Origin of the sequence: Streptomyces sp. NK15101, assembly GCF_020400725.1 — a bacterium.
Taxonomy (GTDB): Bacteria; Actinomycetota; Actinomycetes; order Streptomycetales; family Streptomycetaceae; genus Streptomyces.
The window spans coordinates 25920-45786 of record NZ_JAINVG010000032.1 but is presented as its reverse complement, the minus strand read 5'-3'; the positions used below and the strand labels follow the sequence as shown (position 1 = coordinate 45786).

19 protein-coding genes are annotated in these 19867 nt (G+C 74.0%); 13 read left to right on the top strand and 6 right to left on the bottom strand.

Annotated elements, in window-relative coordinates; translation table 11 throughout:
• Window positions 1–18 precede the first annotated feature (18 nt).
• Window positions 19–726, bottom strand: a complete 708-nt coding sequence (locus K7G60_RS18845; RefSeq protein WP_225802102.1) for a hypothetical protein — start codon at window positions 724–726, stop codon at window positions 19–21.
• 131 nt (window positions 727–857) lie between these two features.
• Here K7G60_RS18845 and K7G60_RS18840 point away from each other — a divergent pair, with 131 nt between their 5' ends.
• From K7G60_RS18840 to K7G60_RS18830, 3 genes are all read left to right on the top strand, one after another.
• Window positions 858–1817: a fibronectin type III domain-containing protein gene (locus K7G60_RS18840; RefSeq protein WP_225802101.1), complete on the top strand. Its 960-nt coding sequence runs from the start codon at window positions 858–860 to the stop codon at window positions 1815–1817.
• 96 nt (window positions 1818–1913) lie between these two features.
• On the top strand, window positions 1914–3101 hold the full coding sequence (locus K7G60_RS18835) for a beta family protein (protein WP_225802100.1): 1188 nt from the start codon (window positions 1914–1916) through the stop codon (window positions 3099–3101).
• A 51-nt stretch (window positions 3102–3152) separates the two neighbouring features.
• The gene (locus K7G60_RS18830; protein ID WP_225802099.1) at window positions 3153–4940 is read left to right on the top strand and encodes a hypothetical protein; all 1788 of its coding nucleotides are present in this window, start codon (window positions 3153–3155) and stop codon (window positions 4938–4940) included.
• A 12-nt stretch (window positions 4941–4952) separates the two neighbouring features.
• Here the strand turns inward: K7G60_RS18830 and K7G60_RS18825 are convergent, their stop codons facing one another.
• The 3 genes from K7G60_RS18825 to K7G60_RS18815 form a co-directional block, all read right to left on the bottom strand.
• On the bottom strand, window positions 4953–6098 hold the full coding sequence (locus K7G60_RS18825) for a GDSL-type esterase/lipase family protein (protein ID WP_225802098.1): 1146 nt from the start codon (window positions 6096–6098) through the stop codon (window positions 4953–4955).
• 246 nt (window positions 6099–6344) lie between these two features.
• Window positions 6345–7967, bottom strand: coding sequence for a malate synthase A (gene aceB, locus K7G60_RS18820; RefSeq protein ID WP_225802097.1), 1623 nt, complete (start codon window positions 7965–7967; stop codon window positions 6345–6347).
• Window positions 7968–8193: 226 nt separating this feature from the next.
• Window positions 8194–8808 (bottom strand): NTP transferase domain-containing protein, encoded by a 615-nt coding sequence (locus tag K7G60_RS18815; RefSeq protein WP_225802096.1) that lies wholly within the window; start codon window positions 8806–8808, stop codon window positions 8194–8196.
• A gap of 196 nt (window positions 8809–9004) precedes the next feature.
• Between K7G60_RS18815 and K7G60_RS18810 the strand changes: the two genes are divergently transcribed.
• The 8 genes from K7G60_RS18810 (at window position 9005) to K7G60_RS18775 (ending at window position 16127) form a co-directional block, all read left to right on the top strand.
• Entirely contained in the window at window positions 9005–9322 is a 318-nt protein-coding gene (locus K7G60_RS18810) for a DUF5955 family protein (RefSeq protein ID WP_225802095.1), read from the top strand.
• Window positions 9323–9496: 174 nt separating this feature from the next.
• The gene (locus K7G60_RS18805; protein WP_374115644.1) at window positions 9497–12163 is read left to right on the top strand and encodes a LuxR C-terminal-related transcriptional regulator; all 2667 of its coding nucleotides are present in this window, start codon (window positions 9497–9499) and stop codon (window positions 12161–12163) included.
• 169 nt (window positions 12164–12332) lie between these two features.
• Window positions 12333–14042, top strand: a complete 1710-nt coding sequence (locus tag K7G60_RS18800; RefSeq protein WP_225802093.1) for an MFS transporter — start codon at window positions 12333–12335, stop codon at window positions 14040–14042.
• Between the two features lie 103 nt (window positions 14043–14145).
• The gene (locus K7G60_RS18795; RefSeq protein WP_225802092.1) at window positions 14146–14343 is read left to right on the top strand and encodes a hypothetical protein; all 198 of its coding nucleotides are present in this window, start codon (window positions 14146–14148) and stop codon (window positions 14341–14343) included.
• Between the two features lie 58 nt (window positions 14344–14401).
• Window positions 14402–14863, top strand: coding sequence for an SHOCT domain-containing protein (locus K7G60_RS18790; RefSeq protein ID WP_225802091.1), 462 nt, complete (start codon window positions 14402–14404; stop codon window positions 14861–14863).
• 25 nt (window positions 14864–14888) lie between these two features.
• Window positions 14889–15338 carry a hypothetical protein gene (locus K7G60_RS18785; protein ID WP_225802090.1) on the top strand — a complete coding sequence of 150 codons (450 nt, stop codon included), beginning with the start codon at window positions 14889–14891 and terminating at the stop codon, window positions 15336–15338.
• Window positions 15335–15787, top strand: coding sequence for an amphi-Trp domain-containing protein (locus tag K7G60_RS18780; RefSeq protein ID WP_225802089.1), 453 nt, complete (start codon window positions 15335–15337; stop codon window positions 15785–15787). The genes K7G60_RS18785 and K7G60_RS18780 overlap by 4 nt, the downstream gene beginning before the upstream one ends.
• Window positions 15788–15902: 115 nt before the next feature.
• The gene (locus tag K7G60_RS18775; protein ID WP_225802088.1) at window positions 15903–16127 is read left to right on the top strand and encodes a hypothetical protein; all 225 of its coding nucleotides are present in this window, start codon (window positions 15903–15905) and stop codon (window positions 16125–16127) included.
• Here the strand turns inward: K7G60_RS18775 and K7G60_RS18770 are convergent.
• Window positions 16117–16743, bottom strand: a complete 627-nt coding sequence (locus K7G60_RS18770; RefSeq protein ID WP_225802087.1) for a response regulator transcription factor — start codon at window positions 16741–16743, stop codon at window positions 16117–16119. The genes K7G60_RS18775 and K7G60_RS18770 overlap by 11 nt on opposite strands.
• A gap of 3 nt (window positions 16744–16746) precedes the next feature.
• Window positions 16747–17964, bottom strand: coding sequence for a sensor histidine kinase (locus K7G60_RS18765; RefSeq protein ID WP_225802086.1), 1218 nt, complete (start codon window positions 17962–17964; stop codon window positions 16747–16749).
• A gap of 112 nt (window positions 17965–18076) precedes the next feature.
• On the opposite strand from K7G60_RS18765, the gene K7G60_RS18760 reads away from it, so the two are divergent.
• Together K7G60_RS18760 and K7G60_RS18755 are read left to right on the top strand one after the other, a co-directional pair.
• Window positions 18077–19153 carry an ABC transporter permease gene (locus tag K7G60_RS18760; RefSeq protein WP_225802085.1) on the top strand — a complete coding sequence of 359 codons (1077 nt, stop codon included), beginning with the start codon at window positions 18077–18079 and terminating at the stop codon, window positions 19151–19153.
• The gene (locus tag K7G60_RS18755; protein WP_225802084.1) at window positions 19150–19830 is read left to right on the top strand and encodes an ABC transporter ATP-binding protein; all 681 of its coding nucleotides are present in this window, start codon (window positions 19150–19152) and stop codon (window positions 19828–19830) included. Before K7G60_RS18760 ends, K7G60_RS18755 begins: the two co-directional genes overlap by 4 nt.
• Window positions 19831–19867: the final 37 nt, after the last annotated feature.

The following is a 19867-nucleotide window of genomic DNA, read 5'->3' as shown; positions in this document are numbered from 1 at the left end:
CCGGCGGACACGCCCCGCTCACCGCTCCACCGCGATCCGCCGACGGCACTCCCCGGCCAGCGAGGGGTAGGCGGCGGCGATCGCCTCGTACAACCGCCGCCTCAGCAGCCGTTCCGCCTCGCCGCGCCCGGCCTCCCCGTAAAGACCGTCGAGCAGCGCCTCGTACCGCGACAGGGCGTGCCGCAGATAGCTCACCTGCCACCGCACGAGCGCCCCGGCGGGCGGGGGCACGGGTTCGGGCGTGGGCACACGCGTGGGCATGGACGCGGGCGGGGATCCGGCTCCGCCACCGGATGCGGACACCCCGGCCCCGGTCCCGGGTACAGCTTCCCCGGCCGGTGCCCCCTCCCGCCGGGACCCGGGACTTCGCGCCCCCAGAAGGTGCCGGTGCCGCACGGCCCGCCGTTCCAGCTCGGGCCGGGGCAGCCGGGGCACCTCGATCGGCTCCGCGCGGATCGCGGCCAGGACGGCGGCCCGCCGCCGCTCCGCGTGGATCCCGGCGGCCGAGGCCCGGGCCCGGCAGAGCGCCGCCGTCTCGGCGAACTCGGGCGTCCGCTCCACCGTCTCCACCCGGGCCAGCAGATAGAGCCGTACGGGCGCGAGGGACCAGCGGCGCGGATCGCGCCCCTGCACGTCGGGCGTGCCGAGTAGCTCCCGCACCATCGCGTCCGTCCAGCCGCGCCGGCGCACTCCGGCGAGCGTCACATAGGTCGTACGGTCCGTCATGATTCCCCCTGGTTCGACTACGGAGCGTGACGATTCCAGTGAAGCGCACCCCACTGACAACGCCCCCTTGCCGACCCCGCGCCGACTGTGCGATATAGGTCTGGACCTTTTCGACGGACGGAGGCCGGCCCGTGCAACGCCCGCTCGCCGCAAGCCTGTTGACCGCCCTCGCGCTCGCGGCGGCCCTCGCCGCCTGCTCCACCCCCGCCCCCGCTCCGAAGGACACCCGGGCGCCCACCGTCCCCGCCGGAGTCACCGCCACCGCGGGCAGTGCGAGCAGCGTCCACGTCATGTGGAGCGCGGCCACCGACGACCGTGCCGTCGCCGGATACGCCGTCTACCGCGACGGCAGCAAGGTCAAGGACCTTCCCGCCACCACCCTGATGACCGACGTCGTCGGCCTCGCCCCCGCGACCCGCCACCGCTTCACCGTCCGCGCCCGCGACGCCGCCGGCAACGTCTCGCCCCCCAGCGCCGCCGTCACCGCCACCACCCTTCCCGCCGCCGAGGACCGCACGCCGCCCACCGCCCCGACCGCCCTCCGCGCCACCGCCGACGGCAGCCGCGCCGCCACCCTGCGCTGGTCGCCGGCCCGCGACGACACCCGCGTCACCGCGTACGACGTCTACCGGGCCGACACCCGCGTCCACACCGTCCCCGGCACCGCCACCACCGCCCACCTCACCGGCCTGCGCCCCGGCACCGCCTACGCGTTCACCGTCCGTGCCCGCGACGCCGCCGAGAACTCCTCCCCGGACAGCGCCCCGGCCGACCTCACCACCGCCCCGTCCCCGGGCGCCCCGCCGAACACCGCCCCCAGGGACCTCACCGCCACGGCCGCCGAGGGAGAGATCACCCTCACCTGGACCCCGCCGAAGACGGGCGCCCCCGTCACCCACCACGAACTCCACCTCGACGGCCGCTTCGCCACCACCATCGTCTGGGGCACCACGCCACCCCCGGGCCGCGCCACCTACACCTTTTCGGTCCAGGACCCCCCGGGCACCCGTCACACCGTCACCCTCCGGGCCCGGCTCCCGGACGGCACCTGGGGCGACTTCTCGGCACCGAGGACCGTGGTGGTCCGCTGAACTCCCCTTCCTTTGGCTGGAATCGCACCCTTTCGCGCAACCTGACGGCCCCTCACCCTGCGATCAGGGGAAGCGACGGGCCGCTGGGGGGCGCCGATGTCCGAGCCGATGTCCGAATCGATGTCCGAGCCGTCGTCCGAGCCGTGGTCCGGACCCGCATCCGGCCCGTGGTCCGGACCCGCATCCGGCCCGTGGTCCGGACCCGCATCCGAGCCGACGACCGAGCCGCTCTACGTACCCGCGCTGCCGGCCCGCCCGAGCGCACTCGCCGCGTACGACGGCCTGGCGCCGGACGTCCGGGCCGTCGTGGCACCGCTCTGGACCGTCCCGCCCCGCTTCGGCCGCGAGCGGACCCCCACGTGCCCGCCGCCCCGTCCCCTCGACCCCGACCCCGCCGCCCTCGGCCGCCACGCGCACCGCGCCCTGGATCTCGTCGCGCGGGTCCAGCGCGACCGGCCCGCCTGGGTCGACACCTGCCACGTCGAGCGCGAGCCGGGCTTCCCCGGCCTCGGCGCCGTCCGGCCCCCGCTGCGGCCCGTCACCGGCGTCGAGCGCGACCCCGCACAGCAGCTGGCCTGCGCCGAGACGGCCCGCGCCGGCGGCACCGGCCTCGGCGTCCGGGTGCGCCCGAACACCCGTGAAGGGAAGGCGGAAGCGCTCCACCGTCTCCTGGAGCGGATCGCGTTCGCCCGGTGCCCGGTGGACCTCCTCCTCGACCTGGGCGCCGTCGACGAGGACCGGGGCGCGGACCGCACCGCCCTCCACGCGCTGAACCTCCTCGGCCCCCTTCATCCCTGGCGCACCGTCGTCCTCCTGGCCGGCGCCTTCCCCCGCACCGGCCCCGAGGCGTACGGGGCGCCCCTGGCCGAGACGTACCGGGCCGACCGCCTCCTCCCCGAGCTGCTCCGCCACACCGGCGGCGCGAGCGGTCCGCGCCCCGTCCACGGCGACTACGGCGCGCACGACCCGGCCGGCGCCGACCGGGTCTCCGACACGGGGGACGACCCCTTCCGCGGAGCCCTGCGCTACACCGCCGAACAGACCTTCCTCATCGGCGAAGTGCCCGCCGAGACCGGTCACCACCTCACGGTCCGCGCGCTCGCCCGCGAGATCGTCTCCTCCCCCTCCTTCAGGGGAGCGCGGTACAGCGAGGGGGACCGCTGGCTCCAGGCCTGTGCCGACGGCGGGGGCCTGCCCGGCACCGGGCACCCCGACCTCTGGATCCTGGCCGGCCACAGCCAGCACCTGACCCACGTCGCCCGTGAACTGCGGCGACACTCCTGAGCCGTGGTGCTTGCCCGCCGGAACCGGCTCCCCGGAACTACCCTGGGAAGCGTGGCCGAGACCGTTCTCACCAACACCGGGCTCGACAGCTTCCTCGACGGAGCGCCCGAGCATCGTGACCCCGCGTTCGCGCGGGCAGCCGAAGCGGTCCTGGGACTGCTCGCCCTGCGCGGCGCCGACCGGGCGACGGGGCTGCCCGAGCCGACGCCCGGCCTCGTGCGGCAGCTCCTGGTGGAGGACCTGCCGACCTTCGTGTACGCGCCACCCGGACAGCTCGCCGCCTACCCGGCCGTCCTCGGCGCCCTCGCGGCGCGGTTCGACGGAGGGCGGCGCGAGCGGATCGCCGCGGCCGTCGCCGAGTCCGCGCCCGACTTCGAGCGCGCCATGAACGACCCGGGCAACCTCACCTGGCACCGCTGGTACGCCTCGCTGCTGCGGACCTGCGGCGCCGACCTCGCCGACCCCGAGGACGTGCGGCGCCGGCTCGCCGCCCTCGACGGGGCGCCGCTGCCCGACGGGGTGCGCCGCGCCCACCTCATGGGGCGGACCGCCCTCGCCGACGTCCTGCTCGCCGAGGCGCTCACGCGCGCGTACGTGCGGGACGCCGAAGCGCCGCCGGCCGCCGGGCCGCTGCTCACCGACCACGCCGTCGCGACCGGCATCGGGCAGCTCGCCGCCGCCCTCCAGGACCGGTGGACCGCCGCCGGGCTCGCCGAACAGCTCGCCGGGCCGTACGCGCGGTTCGCGCCGGGACCCGACGCCTTCCCCCACCTCGTCCTCGCCGACGCCCTCCTCGACGAGCACCTCGACTACCACGGGGACCCCGCCGCCCCCGTGCCCCCGCCGCCCGCGATCGAGGCCGGGCCCGTCGAGGAGGACGCCGACAGCCTCATCGGCGCCGTCGAGGAGCTCGCGGAGGAGGAGTTCGAGCCCTACGGGGGCGAGGCGCCGCACCTGCTGTACGTGGTCTACCAGCGCGGCTGCGCCGCCGAGTCCGTCGCCCGCAAGGCCGCCGAGTACGAGGACTGGACCGTCGACCCGGCCCTGGAGGACCTGCCCGTGCCGGTGCCGGACGCGGTGTCCGAGGCGTACACCGTCCCGCCGCTGCCGGAGCTCGTACGGCTCCTCGGCACGGCCGGACTGACCGAGGCCGACCGGGCCCGGCTCGAAGGGCCGGCCCGTGAGCTCGCCGCGGTCCTCGACCGCCTCGCCGCCACCGGCCTGGTCTTCCGCCGCGGCGACGCCTTCGGGCTCACCCCGCGCGGGGCGGGCACCGTGCGCTACCTGCTCGCGGTGCGCGGGGTCACCGCGCCCGACGCCGCCGAGGCCGCCGCCTGGACCGCGCCGGAGGTGGTCGCCGCGGCCGGGGGGTGGCCGACCTCCGTCGCCGCCCGCGTGCTCGCCGACTGGCTCCACGCGCGCGTGGACACCGCCGACGCCTGGTCCGAACTGCTCGCCGCCCTCGGCACCGTCCATGCCGGCACCTCCGACGCGGCCGCCACCCGCGGGCTCTTCGCCGTCCTGGACACGGCCGGGGCGCCGCCCGAGGCCCTGCGCGGTGCCCTCCGCGACCCGGTCGTCGGCGCGTACGCCCTGGAGGCCCTGCGCGAGCGGGGCGAGCCGGCGGACCCCATCCAGGTGCGGGCCTCGGCCCGGGCCCTGCACGTCCTCGACGGGCTGCCGGCCAAGAAGGGCCCCCTGGAGTCCCGCCGTGCCGCCTTCGACGAGGCGGCGGCCGCCTGGCCCGGCGGTTCCGCCGCCCTGGTCCGCGCGATGGCGGCGGCGGACCGGCACGAGACCGAGCGGGTCCTCCGCCCGCTCGGCATCGCGCTCCCGTGATTCCGGCGGGTGTCACCCCGTGGTGAGGTACATCCCCGACGCCCCCGTCCCCGCCGTGTTCCGGCAGCTGCGGTTCCCCGTGGGGACGGCGTCGATCAGGGCCAGGCAGCGGCCGAGGGCCTGCTGGCCGTAGGCGTTGGGGTGCATCGACTCCTGGACGAGGCCCTGCGTGCTCTGGCTGTCGATCCAGCGCGCCCACTCGCTCGTCGTCGCCGACGCGGGCACGGTCGACGTGACCTGCTTGCTCGTCCTCGCGCAGACCTCACGGCCCTGGAGCGCGTCCCGCAGGTCCAGGAACTGCACGCCCTTGGCGGTGGCGACGCCCTTGAGGCGGTTGGCGATCTGGGGGACCAGGGAGTCGCGGGCCCAGTCGGAGTCGGCGTTCCAGAAGGGGCAGCCGCCGGTGTTGGTACGGGTCCAGCCGCTCTCCGCGTACCGGTTCTCGGCGGCGCGCGGGATGGGGGAGGGGTACGACTGGAGCACGATCCGGTAGTCGGAGGCGGCGTATCCGGCGGCGGACATGACCGCCCGGATCTCGTCGACGGACCGGCCGACGTCGGCCATCACCCCGTCGATCTTCGCGTCGACGACGTCCTGCTGGTCGTCGTGGCAGTACGAGTACCAGACGATGTAGTCGGTCGCGCAGGTGGAGATGATGTCGGCGAAGCCGAGGTCGTTGCCGCCGATGGACAGCGCGATCAGCCTGACGTCGTTGGCGGCGGCGACGGCCGCCAGCTGGTCGGCCTGGGGCGCCTCGCCCTTGAAGACCTGGCCGCCCTGGGAGGCACGGAAGACGTTCTTCGTGGTCGCCCCGGAGCAGGCGAGGTTGATCAGCGAGCTCGCGATCGGACCGGCGCTCTTCACCTCGGAGACGTCCGAGCGGTGGCAGCCGCCCGCGGTGGCGCCGTACACCCGGGACGGGTCGTAGGCGCTGCCCGTCCAGGCACGGTCGGTGCCGTTGCGGCTGCCGGAGTTCGTGAGGCTGTTGCCGAACCAGCGGCCGGCCTCGCCGGAGATGTAGCTGTCGCCCATGGCGACGACGGCGGTGGGGCCCGAGCCGGGGGAGGCGTGGGCGGCGGGGGCGGCGACGGAGGCGAGCCCGGCGGCGGTACACAGTGCCAGGAGTGCGCGCAGCGCACGGTGGGGGGTCGAAGGCATGGCTGTGCTCCTGCGGTACGCAGTGACGTGGGGGACAGCCGCCGGCCGGTGGCATGGCGGAATCTCGCACGGCGTGGCTTGTTACCGCTAGGTAGCTGCATATCTCGGTTCCGTCACGTCGCCTGTGGGGTCACAGGAACGGGAACAGGGCCCCGCCCCGGTGCTGTGCGACACCGGGGACGAAGCCCTGCTCGGGTTGCTGTCGGCGGCTGTGCGGGCAGCCGAATCAGCCGAAGCGGAGGGTGGTCAGCCGACCAGCTGCTCGTACGCGGGAAGGGTCAGGAAGTCCGCGTAGTCCGCGTCGAGCGAGACGTGCAGGAGCAGGTCGTGCGCCTGCTGCCACTTGCCGGCCGCGAAGGCCTCCTCGCCGATCTCGGCGCGGATGGCGTCGAGCTCCTCGGCGGCGACCTTGCGGGCCAGCTCGGGGGTGGCCTTCTCGCCGTTCTCGAAGACGACGCCCGCGTTGATCCACTGCCAGATCTGGGAGCGGGAGATCTCGGCGGTGGCCGCGTCCTCCATCAGGTTGAAGATGGCGACGGCGCCGAGGCCGCGCAGCCACGCCTCGATGTAGCGGACGCCGACCTGGACGGCGTTGCGCAGGCCGTCGTACGTGGGCTTCGCGTCGAGCGAGTCGATGGCGATGAGGTCGCCCGGGGCCACCGAGACGTCCTCGCGGAGGCGGTCCTTCTGGTTCGGCCTGTCGCCGAGGACGGCGTCGAAGGAGGCCATCGCGATCGGGACCAGGTCGGGGTGGGCGACCCAGGAGCCGTCGAAGCCGTCGCCGGCCTCGCGGTCCTTGTCGGCCTTGACCTTCTCGAAGGCGACCTTGTTCACCTCGGCGTCCTTGCGGGACGGGATGAACGCCGCCATGCCGCCGATCGCGTGCGCGCCGCGCTTGTGGCAGGTGCGCACGAGGAGTTCGGTGTACGCGCGCATGAACGGGGCCGTCATCGTGACCGCGTTGCGGTCCGGCAGGACGAACTTGGCTCCGCCGTCACGGAAGTTCTTGACGATGGAGAAGAGGTAGTCCCAGCGGCCCGCGTTGAGGCCGGCGGCGTGGTCGCGGAGCTCGTAGAGGATCTCCTCCATCTCGTACGCGGCCGTGATGGTCTCGATGAGGACCGTGGCGCGGACGGTGCCCTGCGGGATGCCGACGTAGTCCTGCGCGAAGACGAAGATGTCGTTCCAGAGGCGGGCCTCCAGGTGCGACTCCGTCTTCGGGAGGTAGAAGTAGGGGCCCTTGCCGAGGTCGATCAGACGCCGGGCGTTGTGGAAGAAGTACAGGCCGAAGTCGACGAGCGCGCCGGGCACCGGCCGTCCGTCGAAGGTGAGGTGACGCTCCTCCAGGTGCCAGCCGCGCGGCCGCATGACGACGGTGGCGAGCTCGTCGGCGGGCTTCAGGGCGTACGACTTGCCCGAGCGCGGGTCCGTGAAGTCGATCTTCCGGGTGTACGCGTCGATCAGGTTGACCTGGCCGAGGACGACGTTCTCCCAGGTCGGCGCCGAGGCGTCCTCGAAGTCGGCGAGCCAGACCTTCGCGCCGGAGTTGAGCGCGTTGATCGTCATCTTGCGGTCGGTCGGACCGGTGATCTCGACGCGGCGGTCGTTCAGGGCCGCCGGGGCCGGCGCGACCCTCCAGGAGTCGTCGGCGCGGATCGCGGCGGTCTCCGGAAGGAAGTCCAGGGTGGACGTGCGGGCGATCTCGGCGCGACGCTCCGCTCGGCGGGCGAGGAGCTCGTCCCGGCGCGGGGTGAACCGCCGGTGCAGTTCGGCGACGAAGGCCAGGGCGGCCTCGGTGAGCACCTCCTCCTGACGCGGCAGGGGCTCGGCATCGACGACGGCCAGGGGGGACGGCGCTGGTGCGGACATGAACTGTCACTTCCTTCAGCGGACTTCACGGGCGGTGCCAGGCGGCCGCCGGGCGTCACGGGACGGCACGGAGTGCCGCGGTTGCCGAGATACGGCCGCGAGCGCCTTCTGAACGAGCAGGCGCTTCTGAACAGTGGATACTAGTTTCCTCATGGTGGAAGTTCAATGGTTTGTTGATGTCGAGATTCTCCGGATCGACAGAACATGGCGCTCGGTGCCAGCCCGTTCACTCCAGATGGGACAGATCCGCCTCCGTGTCGATGTCGTAGGGCTCGGCCACATCCGAACAGTCCACCGGGGTGATCGCATCCCGATGCGCCGCCAGATAGTCCCGCGCGCCCCGGTCGCCCACCGCCGTCCTGGCGATCCCCGCCCAGTGCCCGGCGCCGAACAGCACCGGATGGCCCCGCACTCCGTCGTACGAGGCGGCCGCCAGCGAATCCCGCGAGCCGTACGCCGCCCGCACCCGCGCCACGGCCTCCACCCCGATCCCCGGCTGGTCGACCAGCAGGACGAGCGCCGCGTCCACCCCGCGCGGGTCGGCGGCCAGCGAGGCGAGCCCGGCCCGCAGCGAGGAGCCCATCCCCTCCGCCCACTCCGGGTTGTCCACCAGCACGCACCCGGGCAGCTCCGCCCGCTCCCGTACGGCGTCCGCCGAGGCCCCCAGCACCACGTGCACCACCTCGCAGCCGGCCCCGCGCAGCACCCCCACGGCATGCTCGACCAGCGGCCGCCCCCGGTGCGTGAGCAAGGACTTCGGCCGCCCCCCGAGACGCCTGCCGCCCCCCGCGGCGAGCAGCAGTCCGGCGACGACGGGGCTTCGATCTTCCGCAGATGTCATGGGGACTGCATACCTCACGGAGCGGAATCACACGGTCGCCTGAATTCCGTCCACCAAGGGTGGCGCGCCGGGGTGGCGAAGGAGTTAACTGGCCCGCGACTCACGGCGCACGGCCGTCGTCCGGGGGATCGGCCCGGGGTGTCCGGAGTGTTCGCCGTACGGAGTTCTGCGCACAGTGTCGTGCGGGGGGAGAACCATGTTGCGAAGCGTGGGGCAGAGGCGAGTGACCGGCGAGGGCGCGGACCCCAGGGTGGTCGAACTGCGGTCCGCCGTGTCCCGGCTCCGCCGCGAACTGGCCGCCCACCGGGTCGAGTTCGCCGACCGGGGGATCGCCGAGGACGAGCTCGCCGCGCTCGACGCCATGGCGCTCAGCGGCGCCCCCGAGGTGTGGCGGCTGCGCCGCTCCCTGCTGCTCGTCGCGGGCTCCGTCGGCTCCGTCAGCGCCCTCGCCGAGGGCCTCGCCGGGGTCCGGCGCGCGGTGGAGCTCTTCGGCCCGCCACAGCCCGGACAGTAGGCCGGCGGTCGGCCCCGGCAGCCCGGCGAGGTCCCCGGGGGCCGCCCCGGACCGGGACCTCCGGATACCCGGGAGGGGTTCACAGGGCACTGTGCGCTGGCCGATCCGGAGAGAATGCTTCCATCCTGAAGGAAGGTCCCGCCCCGCGGGCCCGACCGGAAGGTGGTGGTGGACGTGGGGGCCACGGATGACGAATTTCCACGGGGCGCCCCGGTCTCCGGCGGCGTCGACCCGCTGGGAGATCCGTACCTGCGGACACGATTCGCCCTGCCGAGCCGTCCCGGCACGTTCCTGCGCCGTGACCGGCTGGTCGAACACCTCGGACAGGCCCTGCTGACCCCGCTGACCCTGGTCAACGGCAGCGCGGGGGCCGGCAAGACCCTCCTGGTCGCCGACTGGGCCGCGAACCTGGGGCGGCCGGTCGCCTGGCTCACCCTCGACGCCGCGGTCGAGGGGCCGGGGATGTTCTGGGCCCATCTGCTCCAGTCCCTGAACGCCGGCGGCGTACCGGTGCCCACCGCCGTCGGCTTCCCCGCCGACGCGACGCGGGTCCATCACACGCTGCTGAGCCGGCTCGCCTGGGAACTCGCCGGGCGCGACCGGCCCGTCACCGTGGTGATCGACGAGTTCGACCGGATGACCGACCCCGAGGTCGGGCGGCAACTGGAGTTCGTCCTGCGGCACGCGAGCCCGGGACTCCGCCTCGTCCTCGTCAGCCGCACCGAGCCCCTCCTCCCGCTCCACCGCTACCGCCTCGCCGGTGAGATGACCGAGATCCGGGGCGCCGAACTGGCCTTCACCACCGAGGAGGCCGTCGACCTCCTGGAACTGCACGGGCTGCCACTGGCCGTACCGGTGGTCCGGGCGCTGGTCGAACGCACCCGGGGATGGGCGGCCGGCCTCCGGCTGAGCGCCCTGGCCGCGCGGTCCGCCCCGGATCCCGAGCTCTACCTCAAGGAGTTCGAGGCGGGGCGGGGCACGATCGCCGACTTCCTGCTGGCCGAGGTGCTGGAACGGCAGACGCCCGAGACGAAGGACCTGCTGCTGCGGATCAGCGTGCTGGACCGCTTCTGCCCCGACCTTGCGGACGAGCTGACCCGGCGGCGTGACGCCGCGACGATCCTGGCCGCGCTGCACGGCGCCAACGCCTTCGTCGAGGACTTCGGCCAGGGCTGGTACCGGCTCCACCCGCTGTTCCGGGAGATCCTCCGGGCCCATCTGCGCCGGCGCGCCCCCAACCTCGAGCCGGAACTGCACCGGCGCGCCGCGCACTGGCTGCGGCGCTCCGGCACGCTCCCCGAGATGCTGGCCCATGGCGCCGCCGCCCGGGACTGGACGTACCTCGCCCGAGCTCTGGTCGAGGACCTGGCGATCGGACAGCTCTTCACCGGTCTCGGCTCCCGGGAACCGGCGGAGTGGTTCGCCGGGATGGAAGGAGAGACGCCCGACCCGGCCGTGAACCTCGTCCGCGCCGCGTGCGAGCTGTCCCGCCCGGATCTCGACGGCGGCCTGACGCACCTGCGCCACGTGGCGGAACGGCTGGCGGCCGACGACCGCGGCTCCCCTGCGACCCGGCTGAGCCGCGCCCTCCTCGAAGCACTGGCCGGGCGGCTGTCCGGTTCGGCGCGTCTGACCGAACAGGCCGCCCGGTCGGCCCGGCGGCTGATGCCGCTGATGCCCTCCCGGCTGCTGGAGGAGCATCCGGAGTTCGACGCCCTGCTGCTGAGCCACGTGGGCTCCTCGCGGCTGTGGGCCGGACACTTCGACGAGGCCCGGGCCGCCCTCACCGCCGTGGTCCGCGGTCCCCGTACGGCGGTCACGGTGCTCCCGCGGATGGAGGCACTGGAACACCTGGCGCTCGTCGACCACCTCGACGGGTCGCCGAGCGCGGCGGAGCGCAAGGTCTTCGCGATGACGGCCGAGGCCGAGCGGTACGGTCTCGCCCAGCCGTCGGGTTCCGGACTCGGACAGCTGGTGCTCGCCGCGGTCGCCCTCGACCGGGACGAGGTGGACCGCGCCGAGGCCCTCCTCGCCCAGACGTCCGGCCGACAGCCGACGACCCCGGTGACGGCCGCCGCCAGGCGGGCCGTGACGGCCGGCGTGCTCCTGGCCAGGGGCCGCGCGAGGGAGGCGCTGGACGTCGCGTCCCGGCCCGTCCCCGCAGCCGAGGCGTCGCCCTGGGCGCAGGGCCGCGCCGCCCTGGTCGTCTCGGACGCCCATCTGGCCGAGGGCCGCCCGGACGCGGCCGTCGAAGCCCTCCGGCAGGTCGCCGGGGACCAGCCGCTGTGCACCGTCGGCGCGGCGCGGGCCCACCTCGCCGCCGGGGACCCCGGCACGGCCGTACACCTGCTCGACGGCCTCGCGGCCCGCGGGCGGTCAGGGCCGGGGGTGGCCGTACCGGCCGCGCTGGTACGGGCTCGGGCGGCGGCGCTGGAGGGGGATCCCGCCACCGCCCGCAGACTGCTGGCGAAGGCTCTCGTCGAGGGCCGCCGCGAGGGGCTCAGGAGCACCTTCCGGAGCGCCGGGCCGTGGATCGGCCCCTTCCTGGCGGAGCCCCCGCTGCGGGCACTGGCCGCCGGATGGCTCCTGCCCGGCCCGGAGCCGTCGGACGGACCGGCCCGGGGCGGGCCCGGACCCGGAACGCCGGTGGAGGAGCTCAGCGAGCGGGAGCGCGAGGTCCTGGAGCGGCTCGCCCGGGTGATGTCGACCGAGGACATCGCCGCCGACCTGTGCGTGTCCGTGAACACGGTCAAGACCCATCTCAAGAGCGTCTACCGGAAGCTGTCGGTCCATCGGCGCAACGACGCCGTCCGCCGCGCCCGTGAGCTGCGGCTCCTGTGACCGGCGGCTCCTGTGACCGGCGGCCGGCGCCGAGGCGACGAACGCCACCGGCCCTCACCCGCGGCGGGTGAGGCGGCCGGCGACCGTTTCGGATGTGATGGCGGCGAGGGTGGGCTCATCCCATCCGCTGCCGCTGACCCCGGCAGCCAGGCCCGGTGAGGTGGCGACCGTGAGAAAATGGCGCGCTCTGATCGTGCTGGGGGCGGCCCAGTTCCTGATGGTGCTGGACACCGCCGTCATGAACGTCTCCATCAGTCAGCTGGTCGAGGACTTCGACACCGAGGTGACCGCCATCCAGGCCGTCATCACCCTGTACGCCCTGGTCATGGCCGCCTTCATGATCATCGGAGGCAGGTTCGGGGACATCCTGGGCCGGCGCCGCGTCTTCCTGATCGGCATGGCCGTCTACGGCGCCGGATCGGCCCTGACCGCCGTCGCACCCACCCTGTGGGTCCTGGCCCTGGGCTGGTCGGTCATCGAGGGGCTCGGCGCCGCCCTGGTGCTCCCGTCCATGGCGGCCCTCGTCGCCGAGTCCTACCGGGGGCGCGACCGCTCCGTCGCGTACGGCGTCATCGGGGGTCTGGCCGGTGCCGGCATCGCGGTCGGTCCGCTGCTCGGCGGCTGGGTGACGACGTACCTCACCTGGCGCCTGGTCTTCGCGGGCGAGGTCGTGGTGGTGCTGGCCGTGCTGCTCCTGCGGCGCGTGATCCCGGAACCGCCCCGGGCGAGCCGGCGTCCCGGCCTGGACGGCGTCGGCGCCGTGCTGTCGGCGGCCGGCCTGGGCCTCGGGGTGCTGGGCGTGCTGCAGAGCAGCACCTGGGGATGGGTGGAGCCGCGCAACCCGCCCTTCACCGTCTTCGGCTTCGCCCCCACGCTGTTCGTGGTCGGGGCGGGAGTGGCGGTCCTGTTCCTGTTCCGGATCTGGGAGGAGAGGCGGGAGGCCCGCGGCGCCGACCCCCTGGTCCATCTGTCCCTGTTCCGCAGGCCCACCCTGCGCTCGGGGCTGATGACCCTGCTGAGCCAGAACCTCATCCTGCTGGGACTGTTCTTCACCATCCCGCTGTACCTGCAGGTGGTGCAGGGCCTCGACGCCTTCGAGACGGGACTGCGGCTGCTGCCGGTCTCCGTCACCATGCTCGTGGCCTCCCTGGGCGCGGCGAAGCTCGGGCGAAGGCTTGGCCCGCGGCGGATCGTACGGACGGCCCTGGTGCTGCTCCTCGCCGCCATCGCCTGGCTCCTCGGCACCATCGACCCCGTCATCGACGACGCCCAGTTCTTCGCGGCCATGGCGCTGCTCGGCCTGGGCATGGGGCTGCTCGCCTCGCAGCTCGGCAACGTCGTCCAGTCCAGCGTGGGGGAGCAGGAGCGCAGCGAGGTCGGAGGTCTGCAGTTCACCGCCCAGAACCTGGGATCCGCGCTGGGCACGGCCCTCATCGGCTCGCTGCTGATCGGGGCCCTGGCCCAGGCCTTCACCACCCGGGTGGAGGACGATCCCCGGATCTCGGACGAGGCGCGCCGCCAGACGAGCGTCGCCCTGGAGGCCGGGGTCAGCTTCGTCCCCACCGACCAGGTCCGCTCGGCCGCCGAGGAGGCCGGACTCCCGCCGCACGAGGTGGACGCCGTCACCGACTCGTACGCCTCGGCCCAGCTGGCCGGTCTCAAGGCGGCCGTCCTCGCGACCGGGGGCATCACCCTGGCGAGCTTCCTGGTGACGCGCGGCCTCCCCGGTGCGGGCGGCTCTGCAGGGGAGGGCGCAGCTACAGGGACGGGCGGAGCCACAGGGACGGGTGGGGCCACGGCGGACGGGCCCACGGGTATGAGCCGCCGCCGGGACACCGAGGGCCCCACGCCGCCGGAGCCCGGCTCCGCGGCCCCATGAATCACCCGCTCGGGGTGAGGCCGCCGGAGACGCGGAGACGGACCATCGCATCAAGGCCCCACCGGCCCTGTGACAGCCACCCCCACCACGGGAGGGGCACGCCATGCAGTACGAGATCCGCGTCGACGGACTCATGTCGGAGACGCTGATCGGATCCTTCCCCGAGCTGGAGCACGTGATGATCTCCGGCCAGACGGTGCTGTACGGCCCTCTCGTGGACGAGGCCCACCTCTACGGGCTGCTGGCCCGCTTCCAGTCCCTCGGACTGCAGGTGGTGGAACTGCGGCGGCTGCCGGAATGACCGAGGGGGAGCCCGGCGGGATCCCGGCGGGAGAAGGACCCGGAAACGGAGCGGAGACATGGACACACAGATGTACCTCGCCTACGACTACCCGCTGCTGAGCATGTTCTGGACCATGCTGTGGCTCTTCCTGTGGGTCCTGTGGTTCATCCTGCTCTTCCGGATCATCGCCGACATCTTCCGCGACGACACCATGGGCGGCTGGGGCAAGGCCGGCTGGCTGGCGTTCGTCATCCTGCTGCCGTTCCTCGGCGTGCTCGTCTACGTGATCGCCCGCGGCAAGAGCATGGGCCGCCGGGAGATCGACCACGCCCGCGAGAAGCAGCAGGCCTTCGACGCCTACGTCCGCGAGACCGCCGGCGGCGGCAGCCGCCCCAGCCGGACCGAGGAACTCGGCCGGCTCGCCGACCTCCGCAGCCGGGGCGACATCAGCGAGGAGGAGTTCCAGCGGGCCAAGGCACTCGTCCTGAGCGACGACCGTCCGTCCACGCCCGTCGGCGCCACCACGGCCCCTCGGTGAGACGGGCCGGGAAGGAGACACCGAGATGAACGCCATGCACACGGCTCACGCGTCATCGGCGAAGTACGCCTGGGCCGGGGGCCTGAGGGTCTTCGCCGCGGTCATGCTCGCCCTCGCCGGTCTGTTCGGCATCTTCCGCGGGATCATGGCCATCGCCGAGGACGAGGTCTTCGTCACCACGCCCAACTACGTCTTCCAGTTCGACCTCACCGGTTGGGGCTGGGTCCACCTCGGCCTGGGCATCGTCGCCCTGCTGGTCAGCTTCGGACTCTTCACGGCGGCCGCCTGGGCGCGGTACACCGGCGTCGGCATCGCCGCGCTCGTGATCATCGCCAACTTCCTGTCGCTGCCGTACTACCCGTGGTGGTCCGTCATCATGATCGTGATGTCCGGGTTCATCATCTGGGCCCTGTGCGTCGACCGGGGAGAGGACGAGGGTCTCACCGGCCGCTCCACCGGTGGGAGGCAGCCGTGAAGGACCTCAAGTTCGAGCAGAAGAGCTCCCTGACCCGGACCGAGGCCGCAGACCAGCTGGAGGCGCTCGCCGAGGCGCTCAGGGCGGGTGAGGAGGCCGAGATCCCGATGGGACCCGGCGTGCTGAGCCTGCGGGTGCCCGACGAACTCCGCAGCGAGGTGGAGTTCGAGGTCGGCGACGGCGAGATCGAGCTGGAGATCGAGCTGAAGTGGCGGACGGGCGGCGGTTCGCGCGGCAGGGCCGCCCCCGCGGGTGAGGCCGACGAGGCGCAGGCTTCCGAGCCGGAGGCCGGGCCGGAGCCGGAGCCCGAGCCGAGAACCAGGACCGGACCGAAGAAGGCCGTGCCGAAGAAGGCCGAGGCCGGGAGCGGGCCGGCCGCACCGGCCGCCCGGAGACGAAAGGCCACGTCATCCGCCAGGTCCAGGCGCACCGCGGTGAAGTCCGCATGAGTCGGACCCGGCCTCGGGGGTCCCGGAAGTTCACCCACTTGACCTGGCCACCGTGCTGGTGCCGCCAGGCGCGCGTTGGGTGGAAGCCGGACACCCCCGAGAACGGAACCCCGGCATGTACGAGATGCACATCGCGCCCGACAACTCCAGCGGACTCCTGGTCTGGCACGTGATCGCCAAGCAGGCCGGCAGCAGCCTCTGCGGTCAGGCCGTCGACCGCGAAGCGGACGGGATGCGGACGGACCGGCACTGCCTGCCGTGCATGCAGTCCCTGCAGGACCTGATGGCCGCCCGGGCCGACGGGGCGGCCGAGGGCCGTCCGGACGGTCTCACCGCCTGATCAGCCGTCGTGCCGTCGCCGCGGCCACCGCCGCCGTGCGCGAGTCCACGCCCAGCTTCGCGAAGACGTGCACCAGGTGGGACTTCACCGTCGCCTGGCTCAGGAACAGCGCCTTGCTGATCTGCTGGTTCGAGAGGCCCTCGCCCACCAGCTGGAGCACCTCCAGCTCGCGTTTGGTGAGGGCCTCCGCCGGTGTCCGCATGCGGTCCATCAGCCGGTGCGCCACCGCCGGCGCGAGGGCCGACTGGCCGGCCGCCGCCGTCCGGACCGCCGCCGCCAGCTCCTCCGGCGGCGCGTCCTTCAGGAGGTAGCCGGAGGCGCCCGCCTCCACTGCCGCCAGGATGTCCGCGTCCGTGTCGTACGTCGTCAGGACCAGCACCTTCGGGCCGCCCGGCGCCGCCGTGATCGCCGCCGTCGCCTCCGAGCCGTGCATCCCGGCGCCGAACTGCAGGTCCATCAGGACCACGTCCACGCCCCCGGCGCCGGCCAGCTCCACGGCGCGCTCGGCGGTGGCCGCCTCCGCGACCACCGCGAAGTCCGGCTCGGTGTCGAGGACCGCGCGCAGGCCCGCCCGTACCACCGGGTGGTCGTCGGCGAGGAGGAGTCGGATGGTCATGCTTCAGGCTCCAGCGGGGAGGGGGAGGGAGACGGCGACGGCGGTGCCCTGGCCGGGCGCCGACTCGACGGTGAACGTGCCGCCGAGCGACTCCGCCCGCGAGCGCATCGCCGGAAGCCCGAAACCGCCGTCCGAGGAAGGGCGCACGGACACGGGGTCGAATCCCCGGCCGTCGTCGACCACGTCCAGGGTCACCGACGCGTCCATGAACGACAAGGTGATCTCCGCGCGCGAGGCCGAGGCGTGCCGCACCGTGTTCGCGAGCGCCGACTGTGCGATCCGCAGCAGCGCCACCTCGTACGGGGTGGGCAGCTCGACCGGCGTGCCGCTCACCGAGAAGCGGACCCGGGGCCCCGGCCCGTACGGGCCCGCACCGGCCGGACCCTCCGGACCCTCCGGACCCTCCGGAGCCGGCCCGGCACCCGGCTCGCACAGCCGCTCCAGGGCCGCCGCGAGGGAGCCGTGCTCCAGGTCCGGCGGCGAGAGCGCCCGGACGAAGCGCCGTGCCTCCGCCAGGTTGTCCTGCGCCGCCTCGCGGGCCCGGCCGATGTGATCCGCGGCGGGGGAGTCCGGCGGCAGCACCCGCTCGGCCGCCCGCAGCAGCAGCTGGATCGAGGACAGGCCCTGCGCGAGCGTGTCGTGGATCTCCCGCGCCAGCCGCTCCCGCTCGGCGAGCGTCCCCGCGTGCCGTTCCGCCGCCGCCAGCTCCGCCCGCGTCTCGATCAGCTCCTCGATGAGCCGGCGGCGCCGTTCGCTCTCCCGGTACAGCGCCTGGTAGCCGAGGACCGTCGCCACCGCGACCGCCGCGCCGAGCAGCGGCCCGATGAAGACCCCCGGGTTGAGCGCGGCGCCGTGCCCCACGTACGAGAGGATCGCCGCGCCCGCCGTCAGCGCCACGGCCGGCAGTGACCAGCGCGTGGGCAGCAGGTGCAGCTGGAGGAAGTACAGGGGGAAGGCCAGCCAGAGCGCTTCCGGGGTGAGCCAGAGCAGCCCGAGCCAGGACGCTCCGAGGACCGCCAGCCACGCGGCGGCGGCGCGCTGCGAACTCCGCACGGACGGCAGGTACGAGCCGGTCGCGTAGACCGCGCCCGTGACCGCCGCCATCGCCGTCCCGGCGGCCGAGTCGGCCCGTACCGCCGCCAGGACGAGCAGCCCCGCCACGAGGAGGTGCAGACAGAGGCGCAGCGCGCGGAAAGCGGGGGTGAGCGAGCGGGGATCCATGATCCCTCCAGCGTAGACAGCGGGCGACGATCCGGACTCAACCGAAAGTTTGATTACGGAGCCATCCGCGGCGCGATGCCCGTGGGGCCCTCGCGGACCCACTCTGGTCAGCATGTTCGTGGCATGGAGAGACCTGAGATTCGCCAAGGGGCGTTTCACCCTCATGGGCACCGTGATCGTGCTGATCACCCTGCTCGTGGGGTTGTTGTCCGGGCTGACCGCCGGACTCGCGCGAGAGAACATCTCCGCGATCACCGGTCTGCCCGCCGACCGGCTGGCCTTCGCGGCGCCGCCGTCCGGGCAGTCGGTCTCCTTCACCAACTCGACGGTGACGGAGGAGCAGTGGCGCGGCTGGGCGGAGCGGCCCGGGGTGACGGGGGCCGATCCGCTCGGCATCCGCACCCTCAACGCCGCCGCCGGGGACCGCACCGCCGCCGTCTCCGCCTTCGGCACGGCACCGGACGCGGGACTCGCCCCCGGCGCCGTCGGCGCGGGCAGGGCCGTCCTGTCCGAGTCGGCGGCCCGGGAGCTGGCCGTGCGCGCCGGCGACCGCGTCCGCCTCGGCGCCCTGGAGGTCACCGTCGCCGCGGTCTCCGGCGACGCCTCGTACAGCCACACGCCCGTGGTGTGGACCTCCCTCGGCGACTGGCAGGAGCTCGGCCGCACCGGCACCACCGCGCGGGAGCAGGCCACCGTCATCGCGCTCAGCGGCGACGGCGTCGACTGGGCCGCCGGCGACGAGGCCGCCGGCACCGAGGCCCGCACCCTCGACGGGGCCCTCACCGCCATAGGGTCCTACCAGGCCGAGAACGGCTCGCTGCAGCTGATGCGCGGCTTCCTCTTCGCCATCTCCGCGCTCGTCATAGGAGCCTTCTTCACCGTCTGGACCATCCAGCGCAGCGGTGACGTCGCCGTCCTCAAGGCACTCGGCGCCTCCACCCCGTACCTCCTCAAGGACGCCCTCGGACAGGCCGTCCTCATGCTCACCGCCGGCACCCTGCTCGGCACCGCGCTCGCGGTCGGCATCGGCGCCCTCGTCAGCGGCGGGAACGTGCCCTTCGTCCTCGAACCGCTCACCGTCCTCGGGCCGGCCGCCGTGATCGTCGTCCTCGGTGTCCTCGGCGCCGCCCTGTCCATCCGGCGGATCACCGCCGTCGACCCCCTCACCGCCCTCGGGAGCGCCCGATGAGCCTCGTCCTCGACGCCGTCACCCTCACCTACCCCGACGGCGACGGCCGGCTCACCGCCCTCGACGCCGTCTACCTGACCGTCCCCGCGGGCACGCTCACGGCCGTCGTCGGGCCTTCGGGCTCCGGCAAGTCCAGCCTCCTCGCGGTCGCCGCCACCCTGGTGACCCCCGACGAGGGGCGGGTCGTCGTCGCGGGCACGGACACGGGGGCGCTCACCCCCGCCGCCAAGGCGGAACTGCGCCGCGAGCACATCGGGATCGTCTTCCAGCAGCCCAATCTGCTGCCCTCGCTGAGCGCGGCGGAGCAGCTCCAGGTGATGGCCCATCTGTCGGGGCGTTCCCCGAAGGCGGTACGGGACCGGGCCCTGGGCCTCCTCGACGCGGTGGGCCTCGCGGACCAGGCCCACCGGCGGCCCCACCAGCTGTCGGGCGGTCAGCGGCAGCGCGTGAACATCGCGCGGGCGCTGATGAACGAGCCGTCCGTGCTCCTGGTCGACGAACCCACGAGCGCCCTGGACCACGAGCGGGGGGCGGCGGTCATGGACCTCCTCGCCGCGCTGACGGCCGAGCGCGGGACGGCGACGGTCCTGGTCACCCACGACCGCACGCACCTGGCCCGCACGGACCGCACGGTGACGGTCCAGGACGGACGCCTGGCGGAGTCGGTACGGGCCTGAGGCCTCCGAGCCCTGCCGTACGCCGCCCTGTCGTACC

Bases quoted from the DNA above. Each gene is read 5' to 3' on its own strand.
- K7G60_RS18845 (WP_225802102.1), bottom strand. From the start codon at position 726: ATGACGGACCGTACGACCTATGTGACGCTCGCCGGAGTGCGCCGGCGC.
- K7G60_RS18835 (WP_225802100.1), top strand. From the start codon at position 1,914: ATGTCCGAGCCGATGTCCGAATCGATGTCCGAGCCGTCGTCCGAGCCG.
- K7G60_RS18825 (WP_225802098.1), bottom strand. From the start codon at position 6,098: ATGCCTTCGACCCCCCACCGTGCGCTGCGCGCACTCCTGGCACTGTGT.
- aceB (WP_225802097.1), bottom strand. From the start codon at position 7,967: ATGTCCGCACCAGCGCCGTCCCCCCTGGCCGTCGTCGATGCCGAGCCC.
- K7G60_RS18815 (WP_225802096.1), bottom strand. From the start codon at position 8,808: ATGACATCTGCGGAAGATCGAAGCCCCGTCGTCGCCGGACTGCTGCTC.
- K7G60_RS18810 (WP_225802095.1), top strand. From the start codon at position 9,005: ATGTTGCGAAGCGTGGGGCAGAGGCGAGTGACCGGCGAGGGCGCGGAC.
- K7G60_RS18795 (WP_225802092.1), top strand. From the start codon at position 14,146: ATGCAGTACGAGATCCGCGTCGACGGACTCATGTCGGAGACGCTGATC.
- K7G60_RS18790 (WP_225802091.1), top strand. From the start codon at position 14,402: ATGGACACACAGATGTACCTCGCCTACGACTACCCGCTGCTGAGCATG.
- K7G60_RS18785 (WP_225802090.1), top strand. From the start codon at position 14,889: ATGAACGCCATGCACACGGCTCACGCGTCATCGGCGAAGTACGCCTGG.
- K7G60_RS18775 (WP_225802088.1), top strand. From the start codon at position 15,903: ATGTACGAGATGCACATCGCGCCCGACAACTCCAGCGGACTCCTGGTC.
- K7G60_RS18770 (WP_225802087.1), bottom strand. From the start codon at position 16,743: ATGACCATCCGACTCCTCCTCGCCGACGACCACCCGGTGGTACGGGCG.
- K7G60_RS18765 (WP_225802086.1), bottom strand. From the start codon at position 17,964: ATGGATCCCCGCTCGCTCACCCCCGCTTTCCGCGCGCTGCGCCTCTGT.
- K7G60_RS18760 (WP_225802085.1), top strand. From the start codon at position 18,077: ATGTTCGTGGCATGGAGAGACCTGAGATTCGCCAAGGGGCGTTTCACC.
- K7G60_RS18755 (WP_225802084.1), top strand. From the start codon at position 19,150: ATGAGCCTCGTCCTCGACGCCGTCACCCTCACCTACCCCGACGGCGAC.